The sequence below is a fragment of the Marinobacter sp. KMM 10035 genome (assembly GCF_046537445.1).
GTDB lineage: Bacteria > Pseudomonadota > Gammaproteobacteria > Pseudomonadales > Oleiphilaceae > Marinobacter > Marinobacter sediminicola.
Map to the genome: position 1 here is coordinate 695,909 of NZ_JBBVMG010000002.1, position 18,759 is coordinate 714,667.

Annotated in this window: 15 protein-coding genes; 5 read left to right on the plus strand and 10 right to left on the minus strand. The window is 53.5% G+C overall.

The features are described 5' to 3' along the window. Nucleotides 1–21 precede the first annotated feature (21 nt). The gene (locus AADB16_RS15115; protein ID WP_410804587.1) at nt 22–2,430 is read right to left on the minus strand and encodes a Lon protease family protein; all 2,409 of its coding nucleotides are present in this window, start codon (nt 2,428–2,430) and stop codon (nt 22–24) included. 249 nt (nt 2,431–2,679) lie between these two features. Between AADB16_RS15115 and AADB16_RS15120 the strand changes: the two genes are divergently transcribed. After that, the gene (locus AADB16_RS15120; protein ID WP_309045285.1) at nt 2,680–3,054 is read left to right on the plus strand and encodes a PilZ domain-containing protein; all 375 of its coding nucleotides are present in this window, start codon (nt 2,680–2,682) and stop codon (nt 3,052–3,054) included. An 8-nt stretch (nt 3,055–3,062) separates the two neighbouring features. On the opposite strand, the gene AADB16_RS15125 is transcribed toward AADB16_RS15120, so the two are convergent. From AADB16_RS15125 to AADB16_RS15135, 3 genes are all read right to left on the minus strand, one after another. After that, entirely contained in the window at nt 3,063–3,533 is a 471-nt protein-coding gene (locus AADB16_RS15125) for a flavodoxin family protein (RefSeq protein ID WP_309045284.1), read from the minus strand. Between the two features lie 20 nt (nt 3,534–3,553). Then, entirely contained in the window at nt 3,554–4,597 is a 1,044-nt protein-coding gene (gene recA / locus AADB16_RS15130) for a recombinase RecA (RefSeq protein ID WP_298450202.1), read from the minus strand. A 164-nt stretch (nt 4,598–4,761) separates the two neighbouring features. Further along, on the minus strand, nt 4,762–5,262 hold the full coding sequence (locus tag AADB16_RS15135) for a nicotinamide-nucleotide amidohydrolase family protein (protein ID WP_309045283.1): 501 nt from the start codon (nt 5,260–5,262) through the stop codon (nt 4,762–4,764). Nucleotides 5,263–5,344: 82 nt separating this feature from the next. Here AADB16_RS15135 and mutS point away from each other — a divergent pair, with 82 nt between their 5' ends. Further along, nucleotides 5,345–7,963 carry a DNA mismatch repair protein MutS gene (mutS, locus tag AADB16_RS15140; RefSeq protein WP_410804465.1) on the plus strand — a complete coding sequence of 873 codons (2,619 nt, stop codon included), beginning with the start codon at nt 5,345–5,347 and terminating at the stop codon, nt 7,961–7,963. Nucleotides 7,964–8,111: 148 nt separating this feature from the next. Then, the gene (fdxA, locus tag AADB16_RS15145) at nt 8,112–8,435 is read left to right on the plus strand and encodes a ferredoxin FdxA (protein ID WP_298450196.1); all 324 of its coding nucleotides are present in this window, start codon (nt 8,112–8,114) and stop codon (nt 8,433–8,435) included. A gap of 107 nt (nt 8,436–8,542) precedes the next feature. On the opposite strand, the gene AADB16_RS15150 is transcribed toward fdxA, so the two are convergent. The 5 genes from AADB16_RS15150 to AADB16_RS15170 form a co-directional block, all read right to left on the minus strand. Then, complete coding sequence (locus tag AADB16_RS15150; RefSeq protein WP_410804466.1) at nt 8,543–9,574, minus strand: hypothetical protein; 1,032 nt, start codon at nt 9,572–9,574, stop codon at nt 8,543–8,545. 178 nt (nt 9,575–9,752) lie between these two features. Beyond that, nucleotides 9,753–10,703 (minus strand): DegV family protein, encoded by a 951-nt coding sequence (locus tag AADB16_RS15155; protein WP_410804468.1) that lies wholly within the window; start codon nt 10,701–10,703, stop codon nt 9,753–9,755. Next, nucleotides 10,700–11,530: a metal-dependent hydrolase gene (locus tag AADB16_RS15160; protein WP_410804470.1), complete on the minus strand. Its 831-nt coding sequence runs from the start codon at nt 11,528–11,530 to the stop codon at nt 10,700–10,702. The genes AADB16_RS15155 and AADB16_RS15160 overlap by 4 nt, the downstream gene beginning before the upstream one ends. Nucleotides 11,531–11,789: 259 nt before the next feature. After that, the gene (locus AADB16_RS15165) at nt 11,790–13,166 is read right to left on the minus strand and encodes a solute carrier family 23 protein (protein ID WP_309045278.1); all 1,377 of its coding nucleotides are present in this window, start codon (nt 13,164–13,166) and stop codon (nt 11,790–11,792) included. A gap of 98 nt (nt 13,167–13,264) precedes the next feature. After that, nucleotides 13,265–14,893: an acyl-CoA synthetase gene (locus AADB16_RS15170; RefSeq protein ID WP_410804471.1), complete on the minus strand. Its 1,629-nt coding sequence runs from the start codon at nt 14,891–14,893 to the stop codon at nt 13,265–13,267. A gap of 187 nt (nt 14,894–15,080) precedes the next feature. Here AADB16_RS15170 and AADB16_RS15175 point away from each other — a divergent pair, with 187 nt between their 5' ends. Further along, entirely contained in the window at nt 15,081–16,559 is a 1,479-nt protein-coding gene (locus tag AADB16_RS15175; protein ID WP_410804473.1) for a sensor histidine kinase, read from the plus strand. Beyond that, entirely contained in the window at nt 16,552–17,196 is a 645-nt protein-coding gene (locus AADB16_RS15180) for a response regulator transcription factor (RefSeq protein ID WP_410804475.1), read from the plus strand. The genes AADB16_RS15175 and AADB16_RS15180 overlap by 8 nt, the downstream gene beginning before the upstream one ends. On the opposite strand, the gene AADB16_RS15185 is transcribed toward AADB16_RS15180, so the two are convergent. Next, the gene (locus AADB16_RS15185) at nt 17,182–18,594 is read right to left on the minus strand and encodes a PLP-dependent aminotransferase family protein (protein WP_410804477.1); all 1,413 of its coding nucleotides are present in this window, start codon (nt 18,592–18,594) and stop codon (nt 17,182–17,184) included. The two genes, AADB16_RS15180 and AADB16_RS15185, sit on opposite strands and share 15 nt — an antisense overlap. Between the last annotated feature and the right edge of the window lie 165 nt (nt 18,595–18,759).

An 18,759-nucleotide genomic window follows, 5' to 3' on the forward strand; every position in this document is an offset into this window, starting at 1 on the left:
CTGTTTTGTTATGGCGATCGGTCAATGAATCGACGGATCTTTCTGATCGTCCCGGGCGTGTTCCTGGCGCTCGTGCTCACGCATTTTCTCAAGCCGTTGCTGGATAATGCCAAAAACACTCTGTTTCGGATAGTTGCCTTTGCTGTCTGCCTTACCGGCTGGCTTGCCCAGCAGTAGGGTCACCGCTTCCTCAACACTTGAAACAGAGTAAACCGAAAACTGATTTTCACGGACAGCCTGAACCACTTCACTGTCCAACATTAAGTTCTGGACGTTGTTGGCAGGAACAATGGCACCCTGCGTGCCAGTAAGCCCGCCCTTGAGCTGACAGGTAGCGAAGAAACCTTCCACTTTTTCATTCACACCACCAATCGGCTGCACCTCGCCAAACTGATTTACGGAACCTGTAATGGCCAGATCTTGTCGCACCCCAACACCGGAAAGCGAGGATATAAGAGCACAGAGTTCGGCCAGCGAAGCACTGTCACCATCTACCTCGCCGTAGTTCTGCTCAAACGTCAGGCTGGCGGACAGGTGCATAGGGTCCATCACCGCAAAGTGCGAGGCTAACCATGAACTCAAAATCATCACACCTTTGGAGTGAATGTTGCCACCCAATTTCACATCCCGCTCGATGTCCATAATCCCGCCATCTCCATAATAGCAGGTGGCCGTTACGCGGTTGGATAACCCAAACTCGAACCCGCCAGTGGAGAGCACAGACAGCGCGTTGACCTGGCCCACGACCGAGCCTTGAGTTGAAACAAAAGTGGAGCCGTCACGGATTGAGTCGTAGAGTTGGTCACGGATACGGCTACTGCGGTATTTAGCACTCTCAAGCGCTCTTTCCACGTGAACATCCTGGATCATCTTGGCATTCGCCTGCCGAGCCCAAAAATCCGATTCCCGGAGCAGGTTGGCAATATTGGCGGCATGCAATGAAAGCCTGTCTTGATGTTCTGCCATACGGGCACTGTGTTCGATGACCCGCGCCACGGCCTTATTGGTGCAATGTAACAGGTTTTTTTCTTTGACAACGCTGGCAATAAACTTCGCATACATAACCTGGCTGTCTTCGGAGCGATACATTTCGTTCTCGAAGTCCGCAGTCACCCGGAACAATTCTGCAAACTCGGGATCGTAATCCTGCAGCAGCATCCAGGTTTCACGATCCCCGAACAGCACAAGTTTCACATCCAGCGGCACAGCTTCAGGCTCAATGGAGATAGTGCCTGAGAGTGTCAGCTCTCTTTCAAGGGAGTTGATCTGGATGCACTTCGAACGCAACGCCCGTTTGATTCCATCCCATACGAAGGGCTGCTCGAGCACCTTTATGGCGTCCATCAACAGATAACCACCATTGGCGCGGTGCAGACTGCCTGCCCGAATCAGTGAGAAATCAGTAAACACAGTGCCCTTGTAGGTAACATTCTCAACGTATCCGAAGAGGTTGTGGTAGGTGGGGTTATCTTCCACCACCATCGGCACCTCATTGGTCTTCTGATGCACCACCACGTTAACGAGATAGCGCCGGGGCATCTTTTTGTCCAGCGACGCATAGGCAATGGCTGCCTGCTCTTCGTTGTCGTCGAGAAAAATCTCAAGATTTTCAACCAGGTCTTTGCGTACTGCCTCGAAGTAAGCCACCACATCCGGAAGGTTCTTGTAACTCTCAATCAATGCGTCAATTTGGTGGCCAGAGATGCCTTCAAGCGTTTCCTTATTCAGGGCCTGCTGCTCATCTGCGTACTCCTGTTCCCAGTCCGCCAATTTCCGGAGTGCCTGTCGGAGCTTTTTCTCGAGTTTGTTGATCGAATCTTCGAACTTGTCGCGCTGTGCATCTGTCAGCGCCTTGAAGGTCTCTGCGGTATGCGGTTTATCACCTTTCATTGCGACCAAGCGATACCCGCCTGGCGTCGTGATGGTCAGGCTGACTTTCTTGCGGCGCGCCTGAGCTGCAACTTTCTCAAGTTCGTCTTCCTGCTTTTTTCCATACTCTTCTTTAAGCTGCTCTGACCGTTCCAGAAAGCTGTCGCTATCGAAGGTCTGCGGAATGACCTTCACCAGCCGGCTCATGAGTTTCTCCATGTCCTGCTTGAGCACCACACCTTTGCCCGCAGGCAATTGCAACAGCTTAGGAATGCGCGGCTCTTCAAAATCTGCGACATAGCACCAGTCGTGACTTTGCTGCTCGGTATCCAGGTGGTGTTCAAGGTAGCGCAACATCATCGTGCGCTTGCCCAAGCCATTCCGCCCTACGGCATACACGTTGTAACCACCATGTGGCATAGCAAGCGCAAACCGCACAGCTTCCTGAGCCCGGTTCTGGCCCACAATTTCCGCGAGCGGCTCCAGTTGTCTGGTCGACTTGAACGGTAGATCTTTCAGAACACAGGCTTTGTAAAGCTGATGCAGAGACAGTGACTTCAAGGTTGGGTCCTGTAACGGTTGACTCATTGGCCGGTCATTGTAGGTTCTGTGGACCAGTCTGTCGCGCCTGGGGACAAGAATTGTGACAAACTCTCAAAGGCGGGACGTTTTGTGACGCAGCTCACGCTTCACAATCTCCTCATTGCCCTCGTCTTTCATCGAACACTACACTTCATCTTCCGACTCTAAGCCTTTAGTCTTATAGTCGGCTATAACAACAACATAATAAGCAATGGGTGCCAATCTACGATGAGTGATTCCGAAGATCGCCGGCTCAAGGATCGCTATTCTGCTTCGTGCCTTAAGGTACAGGTTCGTCAGCGCGGTTTTTTCAAGAAGAATAAGCCTTCTTTCCAGGCGACCTGCCTCGATCTAAACCGTTACGGCATGGCTTTGCTAAGCCCGCGCCCACTGGAGCCTGGCACACGGCTGTTTATGGATTTTGAGGGGAAGTACATCAGTGAATCGAAGGTGTGCGCTCGTGTTGTCGAGTGCCGCCCTTTCCAAGCCGGCTATCGGGTAAGCGTTCAATTCAGCTACTACCTTAACAAGAAAGGCTACTCCAGAACGGTGGACAACGCCTTGTCACGCATCGAAGGTTTTTACAACCGCCTCGCCAGCTAGAACGCTCCTCAGACCAACCCGGCATCCAGGCTTGCTGCAACGTACATCCCTAACTCCCGGCACTGCTCTTCGAACTCATCCTGATACTCACCACGGCACATCAGCGGCTCCTGAACAAGCTTCCAGCGTAATCCGGTGGTGATGCTTTCGATAGCGCGCCGCGTCCCGGTGCCGTCGTGGCCTGCGCGTATGTAAAAGGCAAATGGAAGACCCTGGGTTTTCTCCAGGCAGGGATAGTAGCTGCGATCGAAAAAATCCTTCAAAGCGCCACTCATGTAGCCAAGGTTTTCAGTGGTGCCAAGGATAATGGCATCGCAGGCAAGAACATCATCCGGGCCGGCATCCAGGGGCGCCAGCACGGTTACTTCTACGTTCTCAATATCTTCGTGGCGAGCACCCTGCGCGACCGCATCGCGCAGGGTGAGGGTGTTCGGAGAGGGCGCATGGGAAACAATAAGCAGTCTCTTTTTACGATCCACATCACACTCCCATGATTGCTTTAGAGCAGTTCGTCGACAGCAGCCTCTGCCTCTGCAGCGCTTTTCTTATCAACCGGCTTTGGCATCAAGCTTTCACGTACCTTGGCTTCGATTTCCTTGGCAATTTCCAGATTCTCTTCAAGGAACTTGCAAGCATTGGCCTTACCTTGGCCAATCTTATCGCCGTTATAGGCATACCAAGCGCCGGACTTATCCACAAAGCCCTCTTTAACACCCATATCGAGCACTTCGGCCATGTGATAAATGCCCTTGCCATAAAGAATCTGGAACTCGGCCTGGCGGAATGGCGGTGCAACCTTGTTCTTGACAACTTTAACGCGGGTCTCGTTACCCACAACTTCATCTCCGTCTTTTACTGCACCGATGCGACGAATATCCAAACGTACTGATGAGTAGAATTTAAGCGCATTACCACCGGTGGTGGTTTCAGGGCTGCCGAACATTACGCCGATCTTCATACGGATCTGGTTAATGAAAACCAGCAAGCAGTTGGCGTGCTTCACATTGCCCGTGAGCTTACGCAGAGCCTGTGACATCAGGCGGGCCTGCAAGCCGACGTGGCTATCGCCCATCTCGCCTTCAATTTCTGCCTTTGGAGTCAGCGCCGCCACAGAGTCAACGATGATGACGTCTACCGCATTGGAGCGTACTAACATGTCGGCAATTTCAAGAGCCTGCTCACCGGTATCTGGCTGGGAAACCAGAAGGTCGTCTACGTTAACGCCCAACTTCTCAGCGTAGATGGGATCCAGCGCGTGCTCAGCATCGATGAAGGCACAGGTTTTACCGGCTTTCTGAGCTTCGGCAATAACCTGGAGGGTCAGAGTTGTTTTACCAGAGCTTTCAGGGCCGTAGATCTCAACAATTCGGCCGTAAGGCAGTCCGCCTATACCCAGAGCAACGTCCAACCCGAGGGAACCAGTAGAAACCGCAGGTATGGCTTCGCGGGGCTGATCGCCCATTTTCATTACGGCGCCCTTACCAAACTGGCGCTCAATCTGACCCAGCGCTGCGCTCAATGCTTTTTTGCGGTTATCTTCCATCAGTTCAAACCCTCTGTTGCCTTGGCCAGCGGCATTACATGCTTGTCGCTGGAGGTATAGTTAAGCGGGAGCTCGTACAGTAGTAACAGCGAATTCCCTGTATATTTGAACAGTATTAAAACATACCCCGAGGGAGAGGCCAACCCCTGTTATTGTGAAAGCATTCAGGTTTGCTTCAAAAACCCGCTAACTCCCTGCAGGGCAAAGAGAACCGCCTGCCGTCGCACCTGATCGCGATCGCCTTTGAAGTGCTGCACAACCGCTTCGGTGCTCTCAATGCTGGCGCCCCAGGCAAACCAAACCGTGCCTACCGGCTTTTCTTCACTGCCCCCACCTGGCCCGGCTACCCCGCTAATGGCAACCGCAACATTCGCACCGGTCGCTGCAAGTGCGCCTGCAACCATCTCACGCACCACCGGTTCGCTAACAGCACCATGATTGCCCAAAGAGGCATCGGTAACGCCTAACAACGATTGCTTGGCTTCATTACTGTAGGTGACCAAACCACCCACCACATAGGCGGATGAGCCTGGTTTGTCTGTCAGCACCTTGGCAACCCAACCACCGGTACAGCTCTCGGCAGTCACTACCGCGTAGCCAAGTTGTATCAACTTTGTGGCTAATTGATCCCCAGCATGTTCGAGTTCGTGGTCACTGGCAGGCATAATGTGCTCCCTCGTTTCATCACGGGCATAATTTTCTTACAATCCGTGGCTTCATCCAAAGTAAGATTATCCGGACTTGTCCATGTCAGCAGCTCAGAACACCAAACCCCAGCACACACCCATGATGCAGCAATACCTGAAGATCAAGGGTCAACACCCGGATGAGCTAGTGTTCTATCGCATGGGTGATTTTTACGAACTGTTCTATGACGATGCAAAAAAAGCTGCAGAGCTTATGGATATTACCCTCACTGCAAGGGGACAATCCGGTGGCAACCCGATTCCTATGGCGGGCATCCCTTTTCACTCTTCTGAGGGTTACATTGCCCGCCTGGTGCGTGCTGGTCAATCCATTGCCATTGTTGAGCAGATAGGTGACCCGGCAACCAGCAAGGGGCCGGTTGAGCGCCAGGTGGTCAGAATCGTCACCCCCGGCACGCTCAGCGACGACGCCTATCTGGAAGACCGCCGCGACAACCTGCTTGCGGCCATCTATCACCACCGTGAGCAGTTTGGCTTTGCATCACTGGACATCTCCAGCGGCCGCTTTGTGGTTTCAGAACTGGACACTCTGGAAGCCCTGCAGGGAGAGTTGCAGCGGTTACGCCCAGCGGAGATTCTTATCAGCGAGGATTTCCCCTACCAGGAAGTCGTCGCCGGGCTGACCGGTGTTCGGCGTCAGGGCCCCTGGCTGTTTGAATCAGACACTGCATTCCGGGTACTAACCCAGCAACTGCAAGTTCGCGACCTGACCGGGTTTGGCTGTGAGGACCTGAGCCTGGCCATTTGTGCCGCCGGTTGCCTGCTGCAGTATGCAAAGGAAACCCAGCGCACAGCCCTGCCCCACATTCGCAAGCTCACCCGGGAACGCCGGGACGAAGCCGTGATTCTCGACGCCACCAGCCGCCGCAACCTTGAGATTGATATTAACCTCATGGGCGGGCACCAACACACCTTGGCCTGGGTGATGGATAAAACTGCCACCTCCATGGGCGGCCGTGAGTTAAGGCGCTGGCTAAACCGTCCCTTGCGGGATATCGACGTAGTAAAGCAGCGCCAGCAAGCAGTATCGGCCCTGCTAGAAGGCTTTCATTACGAGCCAGTACACACTCTACTCAAAGCCGTGGGCGATATTGAACGTGTTTTGGCCCGCGTGGCGCTCCGCTCTGCACGCCCGAGGGACCTTGCCCGACTAAGGGACGCATTTCAGGCACTGCCCGATCTGCAGGAAACCCTGAAACCGGTTAACTCCCATCATATCGTCAAGCTGGCCACCACCATTGGCGAATACCCCGAGCTTGCCGACATGCTGGAGCGCGCGGTTATCGACAACCCGCCTGTAGTGATTCGGGAAGGTGGCGTAATCCGAGAAGGTTTTGACGAAGAGCTGGACGAACTGCGAAACATAAGCGAAAACGCCGGTCAGTACCTGCTGGATGTGGAAACCCGGGAGCGGCAGCGCACCGGCATAAGCACCTTGAAAGTGGGGTACAACCGGGTGCACGGCTATTACATCGAAATCAGCCGGGCCCAGTCTGCACAGGCACCGGTGGATTACATTCGCCGCCAAACCCTGAAAAACGCCGAGCGTTTCATTACACCCGAGCTAAAAGAATTCGAAGACAAGGCTTTGAGCGCGAAGAGCCGTGCTCTTGCCAGAGAAAAAGCACTCTATGATGAAGTGCTGGAAGCAGTTGCTGAGCAGCTCGCACCTTTACAGGATGCAGCTCAGGCCTTGGCTGAGCTGGATGTCATCAGCAACTTTGCTGAACGCGCCACCACCTTACGCTTTGTTGCACCGGAATTTCGCGACGCTCCGGGGTTCGATGTCGAGGATGGCCGCCATCCCGTCGTCGAGCAGCTTCTGGATGAACCGTTTGTGCCCAACAACTTACTGATGGATGCCCAACGCCGAATGCTGGTCATTACCGGTCCCAACATGGGCGGTAAATCGACCTACATGCGCCAGGCCGCTCTGATTGCACTACTGGCCTACACGGGGAGTTTCGTGCCCGCCAACCGGGCAGTGATGGGGCCGGTGGATCGCATATTCACTCGCATGGGTTCTTCAGATGACATTGCCGGCGGGCGTTCCACCTTTATGGTGGAAATGACAGAAACCGCAAACATCCTGCACAACGCTACCGAGTTCAGCCTTGTGTTGATGGACGAAGTCGGCCGGGGTACCAGCACGTTCGATGGCTTATCTCTGGCCTGGGCTACAGCCGAGCATCTGGCAAAAGAAATCCGTTGCTACACCCTGTTTGCCACTCACTATTTCGAACTTACACAGTTGGCAGACGACCTGGAACTCGCTGTAAACGTGCACCTGACAGCAACAGAGCACGACGACAGCATTGTGTTTTTGCATAACGTACACGAGGGCCCAGCCAGCCAGAGCTATGGCCTGCAGGTGGCCAAACTCGCCGGCGTACCTCAGAACGTTATACTCAACGCCAAAGCCCAGTTAGAGCTACTTGAGAATAGCGCAGTACCCGCCACGGCTCTGCCATCCCCGGCTGTTGAAGACCGTAGCAGGCAACCGGCCATGCCCACACAGGTTGTTTATCAGAGTGATATGTTTGCCAGCGCAGAACCCAGCGCTGTAGAAGAGGCTCTTCAGGGCATTGATTTGGATGATTTATCGCCCAGAGAAGCCATGAACAGGCTGTATGAACTGAAGAAATTACTGAAAAGCTGATAACAAATTGATCTGGGTAATAAGGTTATAGCGGTCAAACGCTTGCGGCAGTGCGGGCTGCTCCCTACAATATCGCCCATTAAAATATAACCACGGAGCATGACAACAAGCTCCGGATGAGATTGACCACTGGACCAGGGATCTGATTATGGCGTTTATCGTTACCGATAACTGCATCAAGTGCAAATACACAGACTGTGTAGAAGTGTGCCCGGTAGACTGCTTCTATGAGGGGCCGAACTTTCTGGTAATCGACCCGGACGAGTGTATTGATTGCGCTTTGTGTGAACCCGAGTGCCCAGCCGAAGCGATCTTCTCAGAAGACGAGCTGCCCAAAGACCAAGAGCAGTTTGTAGAGCTTAACGCCGATCTGGCGGGCAAGTGGCCCAACATCACCGAAAAGAAAGACCCACTCCCAGATGCGGCAGAGTGGGATGGCAAGCCCGACAAACTTCAATATCTGGAAAAATAATTACAGGTAAGCCTGGCAACATTGCCAAGACCTGAACCAAAAAAGGGAAGCCCATATCGGCTTCCCTTTTTTTTATCTATACCGCACTGACAACTCTATACCACCGATCATGATGGCTCGAGTATTTTCCGGGCCGCAGCGGTTTTATAGAAAGCCGATAGCCGCCTGCGCACAAGCGCCTCAACGTAGCCCTCTTCTTGAAGTAAACCTATTACCGGGATAGCCCAAGCGTCTACCTCTGCCACGATCACGTCACGAGTAACACCCAGGTCACCGAGCAGGTCGGTAAGTGGTCGGTCCCCATACTTCACAAAAAGATGGGCAACCACGGCCCGGGCGCAACCGGCAAAGTAGTCGGTTTTCCGGAACTGCAACCAGAACTCATACCCAAGCACCACAAATGCCTGCAGCTCAACGTCGCCAAGCCCTTCGCGAAGCTCATCAACCGTGCGGTCTTCTACGGCAACCCAGGCCGCCATAACCGTATCCCGCACTTCATCATCAGAGAGTGCCCGCTGCAGGAACTGCTCACTGCGACTGATCAGCCCCGGCAAGCTATCTGAAAGCCAGGCTTTGAGCCTGCGCTCAAAGGTTTCATCCAATCCGGGTACCGCTTTGTTGGCCATGCGCTTGCCAAATTTCATCATGGAACCCACACCGGGTACCGATTTGGTGATCAGGTTGTCTTCATAGAGGTAATTAACAATTCCCTGATACACCACATTCGAAACCAGTTCCTGATAAACCGGGTGCGCCATAATTTCGCTGATTATACGTTCGCGCTGCTGGCGCAATTCAAGCATTTCTTCCACAAAGCCCGTGGCTTGTTCACGGGTGATAATGTCACTTAATACAGTATTTGCCTGAACGGATGCGTTGAGCACCTCTGTGGCCATCTCACCCGCCAGTTCAGGAATTCCGGCATCCAGTTCCATGTCCACAACCACTCGCTGAATGGTCTCCATGACCTGCTTTTCCGAGGCTATGCGATTCAGCGTGATCGTATCTGCATGATCAAGAAGTTCGTTAACCTCTTGCGTGAGAAACTTGCGCAGCTTTGTGCCTTTCAACGAGGCAACCTCGTGCTTCACATGCAATTCCAGCAACTGACTGGCTGGATCGTTTTTGTCCTTGGTCATGATGTTCGTGGTCCTATTGATATGAAGAAACACAGTTATAATTGCACTGAATACCGAAAGGCTAACACGAAGACAAGGCAGACGAGTTCGCCATAGATACGTTTGGCCAGCAGTGGCTGGGCCAGTAGCAGCCCAGCACTACACCGTAGGTTGAAGCGGCCTCCAGATGAGTGGCCAGTTACTGATAATCGCTGAAACTGTGGGGGTCTGCCGCCAGCGCCAGACAAAGACTGCCAGGGCCAATATAGATGCTGCTGGTAATGCCCATCTGCGACAGTAATAGCTCAACACCATTTTTCTCACAGGCACTTCTGAGCGTGTTCAGTCCAGGCAACGCTTCGATTTCTGCCCAAGTAAGGCCGCAAGACAAGCTCACATAGGGTGTTAGCAGGCCAGCCTCAACTCTCGCCACGGCATAGTTCACTACCTTTTCCACCGCCGCATCAAAACTACGGGTTTTGGCAACAGGCTGTCCCTCAACACCCTGGCCAAAAATTACCGGGGTGATGTTCAGGGCTTTGCCAAGAAACGCCACGACACCTGATATGCTCTTATCGCCGCGGCGCCTGGCGCGCTCGCGAATGTAGTGAAGATCGCGGGGAATAACGCAGGTGTAGATTTTGTCAGAAAAACGCTCCACCTCATTCCGCAGCGCGTTCTTGGAGAGCTTCTGGTCAATCAGCCTGAGCGTATGAGCCGCCAGCAAGCCTTGCCCTGCAAAGATCTGCTTGCTATCAATCACCCGCATGGAGAACTTGCCTTCTCGACCCGACGCAGCTCGGGCCTGCTCGTAGTTAGCCATCACGCTGTTCATAGCTTCAGATGCGTTCTGAAAAATCAGGCTTCGGCTGCGGGTGACCGTTTCACAAATTGCCACATCGTACTCGGGCACGATCTTCTCCATGAACAGCTCATGGATCTGTTCGGCGCTAAACGCCTGAGTTTCAGCATGGCGACCTTTTTGCAGGAGCCCACTCTGATAGAACTCCTGGGTTCTGACAGGGTCGTGCCGGTCAATGTAGGTTTCGCCATCAATCACCGCAGTTACGGGGAGAATGAACACGTCGTGCTTGCGACTGAATTCGAATGGTAAATCACACGCCGAATCGACGATTAACCCAACTTTCACACCAAATCTCCTGCTTTCAGTTCCCCGAGGTTTTTCTCCAAAAGTGCCCTGTTATCTTGCTGCCAGGGGTGGAAACCTTTGCGGAAATAGGCCAGAAATTCCGGCATACACTGGCGCAAAATTCCAGGCTTTCCCCACAAGAAATTGAGCCCACCCATCCAGGTGCGAAGGCTCCAGAGCTTGCCGTCGGTTTTCAACAAGCTGCAAGTATTCAAAAAGGTGTACTTGAAGAAGTTCCAGGTCACAAACAGAAAAATGAACCGTCTCAGATTCTCATTTCCAACACACTCCCGGTAAACATCAAACGCAACCGATTTGTGCTCGGTCTCTTCGATGGCATGCCAGCGCCAAAGCTGCGTCATAACAGGCGTTGCGCCTTCCAGCCATTCAGGTTGGCTGAGAATGGCATTCGCCAGCACCGCCGTATAATGCTCGGCGCCGCAGGTGCCTGCCAGTTGCCTGCTGGGAGAAAGCTTTCCAACCCACTCCATGTGTTTGCGAAAACGGCTATCCAGGCGGTCAATGTCATAGCCCCGTGCTTTCAAGTCCTCGTTGTACGCTTTGTGCTCGCGGCTGTGCAGGGCTTCCTGGCCAATAAATCCACGGATTTCCGCTTTCAGTTTCGGATCTTCAATCTTGCCTTGATATAACCGAACCGCATTGATGAACTGCTGCTCACCATCCGGAAACTGAAGCGACAGCGCATTGAAGAATGCCGTGCGAAATGCGTCATCGCCGTGCCAAAGTGTTTTTAAATCTTCACTGACATCAAAGTGCAGGTGCCGTGGTTTAACGGACACACCCTCGGGAGTGGAACTGATGGACATGACTGCCTCCTGCTTCTATTTATTATAATTTTTGACTGTTGAACAAAAAAACACCAGTAGCATCAGTCTAATGCCCAGAATGAGCTAGAAGGAAGGGCGGTGCCAGCAAAAAGGACACATTGTCACAAAATGACACATCGTCAGTGGACCGGAAGCAGGGATTATTAGAAAGCTGACACAAAAAAGGGAGGCATTTCGCCTCCCAAAGTCTTGCAGATCATTTTTTGGTGGTCCCTGGTAAAAATCAGGGACTAAATACTCAGGGTTTATCGGTTTGCGTGGCGCCCGGAGCTTCCGGGTCTGAGGTAAAGCCAAGAAGCTTGGTTCGCTCAATCAACAAGTAAAGAACCACACCGGTGCCAAGGCCCCAACCCGCACCATAGACCGCCAATACCACACCCATAGTGCCCGCAATGCCGCGCTCGGTGTTGTTCTCCAATTGCTCCAGACCAACCATCAAACAGATATAGCCAGTCAGCAAAAGAGTCAGGGACAACGCAATGGGTAGTACGGGTTGAAAAAAGCTCACCAGCGGCAGAATAAACAGGGCAATAAACCCAGTGATCCAGAAGGTGCCACCGCCACTGTAGATTGAATCCATCGCGTTGCGGCCATACTTGTAACGCTCAGCCATAGTCGCCGTTACAGCTGTCCAGATAGGGCCTGCCAGGCCGGGGTATGGCGCAAAGAACGCATGACCACCGTTACGAATGGCGGTTACCAGGTGCACTCGGTCGATGCTGTTATCGATATCCTCATCTTTACGAAGATGATCTACGCGGTTCATCAATGACTGCCCCACTACGATATCCCCGAAGGCAATAATGTAGGCGATGACCGCCGTTGGAACGGCATACAGGAAGATTTTTGGGTCGGGGAATCCAACCGTAAACGGCAGGTAGTTCCACAGCTCATCAAAAGCCGGCTTGGTAATGCCCCACTCAACATTCGGCACATCGTATTCGCCAGTGGCGAAGCCCACGAGGATGGCTACAATCATGCCCGGTACCATGCCGTAGTTAGCAATTTTACGTGCGAAGGAGTTGGTTTCAACAAAGCCTTTGAACGACACAGAGAACATCAAATACAAACAAACAAGGCCACCAACAATCAATGAGATTGGCGTGTTGGCCACTCGGCCGCCAACTTCAATTTCTCCCATCAGAGCCGCAATACCGGCACCAATAATAATACCGCCTTTCATTGAGCGTGGAATCAGATCCACCAGCTTGCTTCCCAGGCGAGTAATGCCAAGGAAAAGGAAGATGATAAACACGAGGAACTGCAGGGCGAACATTGCCTGAATGGCCTCGGGGCCGGGCTCATAGTCGCTCAAAAACAGTAGTACTACGGGAATGCCCGGTGTTATCCAGCCAGGTACCAAAGGCACGCCCAGCAATGCAGGAAGCATAAAACCGATACCGCAGATCACGGCATACGCCAAGGCGACATCGTAGGGTACGCCCAAGTATTTCTGCAGCAGAGGAATCATAGCCAAGCTGACCACAAACATGATCAGAGCCTGAACCATCTCCGCAAACTCCCAGCGGTAATGGACAAAAGGTAGCCGGATCTTGAAAGGACCGGCAGGCCAATAGGGCTGTTCTTCCCCGGTTTTACGGTGAAACATTTGCATAGCTAGGTCTCCCGCACACGTTATTTACGCATGCATGCTTTGTATTGTTTTTGTAGAAATATCCGGCAGCATCAGGAGTGGCACTGCCGATCAGGAGGTCAGTTCAACTCTTTGGCTTGATCCCTTAACAGGAACTTCTGGATCTTGCCCGTGGATGTCTTGGGCAATTCCGAGAAAATGACGGTTTTGGGTACCTTGAAGCGAGCCAGGTGTTCGCGACAGAAATTGATAATGTCTTCCTCGCTCACATCACCTGCTTCTGGTTTGAGGGTCACAAAAGCACAGGGAGTCTCCCCCCACTTTTCATCCGGACGCGCCACCACAGCTGCTTCGAGAACATCCGGGTGCCGGTACAGCGTATCTTCAACTTCAATGGTGGATATGTTTTCACCACCAGAGATGATGATGTCCTTCAGGCGATCCTTGATTTCCATGTAGCCGTCTTCGTGCCAAACAGCCAGATCCCCGGTATGGAACCAACCGCCGCGGAATGCTTCCTCGGTAGCCTTGGGGTTCTTCAGATAACCTTTCATAACAGTATTACCGCGCAGGAATATCTCACCCACGGTTTTGCCATCTTTCGGCACGGCTTTCATGGTGTTCGGATCGCCTACCATGGTGCCGGCGAGGGTGTGATAGCGCACACCCTGACGTGCTTTGATTTTGGCCCGATCGTGCAATGGCAGCTCATCCCAGTCAGATTTCCACGCACACACGGTGACCGGACCATACACTTCTGTCAGGCCATACACGTGGGTCACCTTGATGCCCATCTCTTCAACGGCACCAATCACCTGGGCCGGTGGCGCAGCGCCTGCAATCATGGAGCGAACTTCATGATCAATGCCCGCCTTCGACTCAGGTGGCACATTCAACAAGGCGTTCAGCACGATGGGCGCGCCGCACATGTGGGTAACCTGGTGTTCTTTAATCAGCTGCAGGATCTTTTCCGGATCTACCCGGCGCAAGCAAACGTGCGTGCCTGCCATGGCAGTAATTGTCCAGGGGAAACACCAGCCGTTACAGTGAAACATCGGCAGCGTCCACAGATACACAGGGTGCATCCCCATGGACCAAACCGCCTGGTTACCCAGCGCGTTGATGTATGCGCCGCGATGGTGATAGACCACACCTTTGGGGTTGCCGGTGGTGCCGGAAGTGTAGTTCAGTGAAATAGCGTCCCATTCGTTGTCCGGGAAGCTCCACTGAAACTGTGGGTCGCCCTCTTGCAGAAAGGCTTCGTAGTCCAGATCACTAACCTGAACACCCTCGCCGTATTCCGGGTCGTCAACATCAACAATAAGCGGCTTGTTTTCCAGACGGCTCACAGCGTCGCGCACCACCTCACCAAACTCGCGATCGGCAATCACCACCTTGGCTTCGCCGTGCTCAAGCATGAAGGCAATGGCTTCTGCATCCAGGCGCACATTCAGCGTATTCAAAACTGCGCCCATCATGGGCACCCCAAAATGACACTCCACCATGGCGGGAATATTCGGCAACATGGCAGCCACAGTGTCTCCCCGCTTGATGCCTCGCCCTGCTAGTGCAGATGCGAGGCGCCGTGAACGGTCGTATGTCTGCGCCCAGTTATAGCGAACAGCTCCGTGGATAATGGAGGGGTAGTCGGGGTAGACGCTGGCAGTGCGTTCGATAAAATCAATCGGGGATTGAACAGCGTAATTGGCATCAAGGGGCGCAAGGCCCTGATCGAAGATCGAGGTCATGGGGTGTTCCTCTTTGTGAGCCTATTGTTCTTGTGTCGTATTTAGAAAAGCCGCTAGAGTGACTAAGAGTAGCTATGACTTATTATAGAAATAATCTTATTTTATAGAGGTAATACTAGAAATTACACCAAGGTATTATAGTGTAATTACTATACAACACCCCAAAACGATAGAGCCGATTACTACTATGAGTTTTAGCTTGCCCGATGCAGACCCGCAACCCGGCCTGATACTCGATAGCGCTGCAAATACTTTGCGCAGCAATCTCGCCGCAGAATCATTGTGGGTGAAGAATGACCTGACAGACCCATCTGGCATCCTCCCAACGAATGTTCAGGCACTGGTTACCGCCGCGCTGACGCAAGCTCGGGCAATCGAAGATGTAGAATCCCACATCAACAACACCGTTCTTCTATGGACGTTTATCCCCTGCCTGAAAACCGCCGAGGTACTGGCCCGTGGCCGCGATGCCACGACCGATATCCTTAACCGGGATCAGGCCATTCGATCGAACCGCCTTTATCGGGTGATCACAGAAAACACCACCGATCTTATCTCGCGGCACGCTCCCGACGGGCGCTTCATTGATGCGACCCAGGCTTCATGGCGCCTCCTCGGCTATTGGCCGGAAGAGCTTCGAGGCCGGCTGCTGGAGGACCTATTCCAGAGTGATAGTTCTATGCGGCAACTGACCGAGACCCGCAACCGCCTGCGAGATGACGGCTATGCCACCATGACTCTGGACCTGACCCACCGAGACGGCAGCAAGCGGTGGTTCGAGATCGCAAGCCGGGCCATCAGAGAAACCTATACAGGTGCGGTTGTTGAGGTGGTCAGCGTATCCAGAGACATTACCGCCAGAGTAGCCTCAGAGGACAACAACCGCAGGCTGGCCGATGAACTTGCGCGTACAGCAAGACTCGCGGCGCTTGGCGAGTTGGCCTCCAGCATTGCCCACGAAATGAATCAGCCTTTGGCGACCATCGTTAACTTTGCCAGTGCCAGCCAGCGTTACCTGAAAAGCGCCAGCACTCACCCTGAACATCTTGAGCGTGTCGACGATGGCCTTGAGAAGATCATCCACCATGCCAATCGCGCTTCGGAAGTGATCAAGCACCTCCGAACCTTCCTTCGTAAAGGTCGGAAGCGCACAACAGAAGTTCTGCTAAACGAGACCCTCACAAAGGTTGCCCAGCTCTGCCAATGGGAGGCTGATAAATACAATGTAGAGATAGTCTGCACCCCGGCCGACAGCAAGCCGACAATCATTGCAGACCAGGTATTGCTGGAGCAGGTACTGATTAATCTGATTCGTAATGGCATGGAGGCGAATGTGGAAGCGCTCGCCGCCCAAGCAGCCACTACAGGTTCCCGCCTGATGCTCTCAGCATCCATAAACAGCGAAGGTGAAACGCTGATTGACGTCACGGATGAAGGGCCTGGCCTTGATGACCAGGAAATCCGGAAGATGTTTCAGCCTTTTTACACAAACAAGCCCCAAGGGCTCGGGCTGGGGCTTTCCATGAGCCGCTCCATTATCGAAGGTTTTGGTGGTTTTCTGGATGCCCGCCCCGCTTCAACCGGCGGCCTTACCCTGACCTGCCGCTTCCCGGCGGCATCCGCAAACAAACGCATATCCAGCACAGAGACTGCACCCGATGAGTAACGAACGCACCCCGGACACATCCACCGTTTACGTTGTTGATGACGACGCCGGCATGCTGGAGTCCACTCAGTGGTTACTGGAGTCCGTTGGCCTGAACGTTCAAGCATACAGCGACGGGCGCAAGTTTCTGGATGCCCTCGGCGATAGCCGGGGCGGCTGCGTGGTGTTGGATGTGCGGATGCCGGGACTCGGTGGGCTGAACGTTCAGGAAGAGCTGCAAAAGCGAAGCATTGAGTTGCCAATCATTTTCGTATCCGGCCATGCGGATGTGCCAATTGTGGTGCGCGCGTTCAAATCCGGTGCCTTTGATTTCATTGAGAAACCATTCAATGAGCAGCTACTTCTCGACAGCGTGCAGCAGGCACTGGAAGCTCACCATCAATCCAATCATCTGCAGCTGGGCGACGAACGGACTGATGCGCTCATTTCGACGCTTACACGCCGGGAGCGGGATGTATTCCTGCCTATGGCCCAAGGCTACACCAGCCGTGAAATTGCCGATCAACTGGGCGTAAGTGTGAAGACCATCGATCTCTACCGGGCCCGTGTAATGAAGCGACTGGGTGCGGAGCGGCTGCCCGATGTTACGGGCTTAGCCATTACCGCTGGTCTGCTCGACCCATCAAACCTGCGCTAGCTCCTCATGGGCCAGCGCGCCCAGCCTGGCGATTGCCTGGTCGATACGCTCGTTCCAGGGATTGCCGCCGTTCAGCCGCAGGCAGGATTCAAACTTGTCTGATATGGAAAACATCAGGCCCGGAGCCACATTAATATTCTCTGCCCGGGCCCGGTGATAAAGCCGTGTGCCTGAAATGCCTTCCGGCAACTGCACCCAGAGTACAAAGCCGCCCTGTGGCCTGCTGACCGCAGTACCCACAGGGAAAGACCGCGCAACCGCCGCTCTCATACGCTCCGTGGTTTCCCGATAATTCTGCCGCGCCGAACGCAGATAACGATCGTACCCACCCTGCTCCAGAAAATGCGCCACCGCCAATTGCGGGATCGAAGACGTTGCCAGATTCGAAAAATACTTCTGTTGCCGAGCACCTGCCATGTATCGCCCAGGCAACATCCAGCCCAACCTTAACCCCGGCGAAATGGTTTTAGAAAACGAGTTGCAGTAGATAACATTATCCGTGCGATCAAATGCTTTCGCAGGCTTTGGGCGTTCGCCGGCATGATAAAGATCCCCGTAAATATCATCTTCTATCAACGGCACTCCAGCGGCAGCAAGCATAGACACCAACTGTTTTTTGCGCTCATCCGGCATACGTGCGCCCATGGGGTTGCTGTGATTGCATACCACTACGCAGGCTTTTACCGGCCACTGCTCCAGAGCCAACTGTAAACCCTCAAGACTTAACCCATCGGATGGGTGAGTCGGTATCTCCATCGCCCGCAGCCCAACAACTTCCAAGGCCTGAAGAATACCGGGGAACGATGGTGACTCAACTGCCACTATATCCCCCGACTTAGTAACGGCGCGCAAACCCAGAATGATGGCTTCCTGAGCGCCGTTGGTAACAAGCACATCATCCGGCGTAATCGGAACACCAATCGTCGCCATGCGCTGCGCAATCTGCCTGCGGAATGATGTTTTTCCGGGAAAAGCGTAATCCAGAGTTTCAAGGCCCCGCCGAGCCGCCCAAATCGTACTCTGCTGAATCTGTCGCAACGGCAAAAAATCCGGATGGGGAATGGCAGTAGCGAGCGGCACCATGCGATTTTGTTCATCTGCACACAGCTCCAGAGTCATCTCACGGGCTGTTACCGGCGCCGGACGAATCCTGAGCCTGCCCATCACTGGCTCAGGGGCATCCACAACAGGCAAGCGAACAAAAAAGCCACTGCGCTCCCGGGCCTGAAGGTAACCCCGAGCTTCAAGTGTTTGGTGCGCTTGCAACACAGTTGAAATACTCACTTCGTACTGTTTGCTCAACACCCGCACGCCCGGCAGGCGGTCTCCATCCCGATAGACACCGTCCTGAATCAACGACTGAAGCCTGTCTGCCACCTGGTTGTATAGAGCCCCCATACTGCTCACCTCACCCAATCAAGAAATCATTTGCCCATTCGGACAGCCAGCACGCCCATTGCAACAGATCCGCACCAAACCGGAACGGTACAGATACCCGGAAAATCGACCGGTACAGACCGGCAACTTTTAGCTCTGTACCGGTTCAAAAACAGATTATCTGAA

What these genes read in the sequence shown, in the direction of transcription:
- AADB16_RS15120 (WP_309045285.1), top strand. Translation starts at nt 2,680, where the DNA reads ATGAGTGATTCCGAAGATCGCCGGCTCAAGGATCGCTATTCTGCTTCG.
- recA (WP_298450202.1), bottom strand. Translation starts at nt 4,597, where the DNA reads ATGGAAGATAACCGCAAAAAAGCATTGAGCGCAGCGCTGGGTCAGATT.
- AADB16_RS15135 (WP_309045283.1), bottom strand. Translation starts at nt 5,262, where the DNA reads ATGCCTGCCAGTGACCACGAACTCGAACATGCTGGGGATCAATTAGCC.
- mutS (WP_410804465.1), top strand. Translation starts at nt 5,345, where the DNA reads ATGTCAGCAGCTCAGAACACCAAACCCCAGCACACACCCATGATGCAG.
- fdxA (WP_298450196.1), top strand. Translation starts at nt 8,112, where the DNA reads ATGGCGTTTATCGTTACCGATAACTGCATCAAGTGCAAATACACAGAC.
- AADB16_RS15150 (WP_410804466.1), bottom strand. Translation starts at nt 9,574, where the DNA reads ATGACCAAGGACAAAAACGATCCAGCCAGTCAGTTGCTGGAATTGCAT.
- AADB16_RS15160 (WP_410804470.1), bottom strand. Translation starts at nt 11,530, where the DNA reads ATGTCCATCAGTTCCACTCCCGAGGGTGTGTCCGTTAAACCACGGCAC.
- AADB16_RS15165 (WP_309045278.1), bottom strand. Translation starts at nt 13,166, where the DNA reads ATGCAAATGTTTCACCGTAAAACCGGGGAAGAACAGCCCTATTGGCCT.
- AADB16_RS15170 (WP_410804471.1), bottom strand. Translation starts at nt 14,893, where the DNA reads ATGACCTCGATCTTCGATCAGGGCCTTGCGCCCCTTGATGCCAATTAC.
- AADB16_RS15175 (WP_410804473.1), top strand. Translation starts at nt 15,081, where the DNA reads ATGAGTTTTAGCTTGCCCGATGCAGACCCGCAACCCGGCCTGATACTC.
- AADB16_RS15180 (WP_410804475.1), top strand. Translation starts at nt 16,552, where the DNA reads ATGAGTAACGAACGCACCCCGGACACATCCACCGTTTACGTTGTTGAT.
- AADB16_RS15185 (WP_410804477.1), bottom strand. Translation starts at nt 18,594, where the DNA reads ATGGGGGCTCTATACAACCAGGTGGCAGACAGGCTTCAGTCGTTGATT.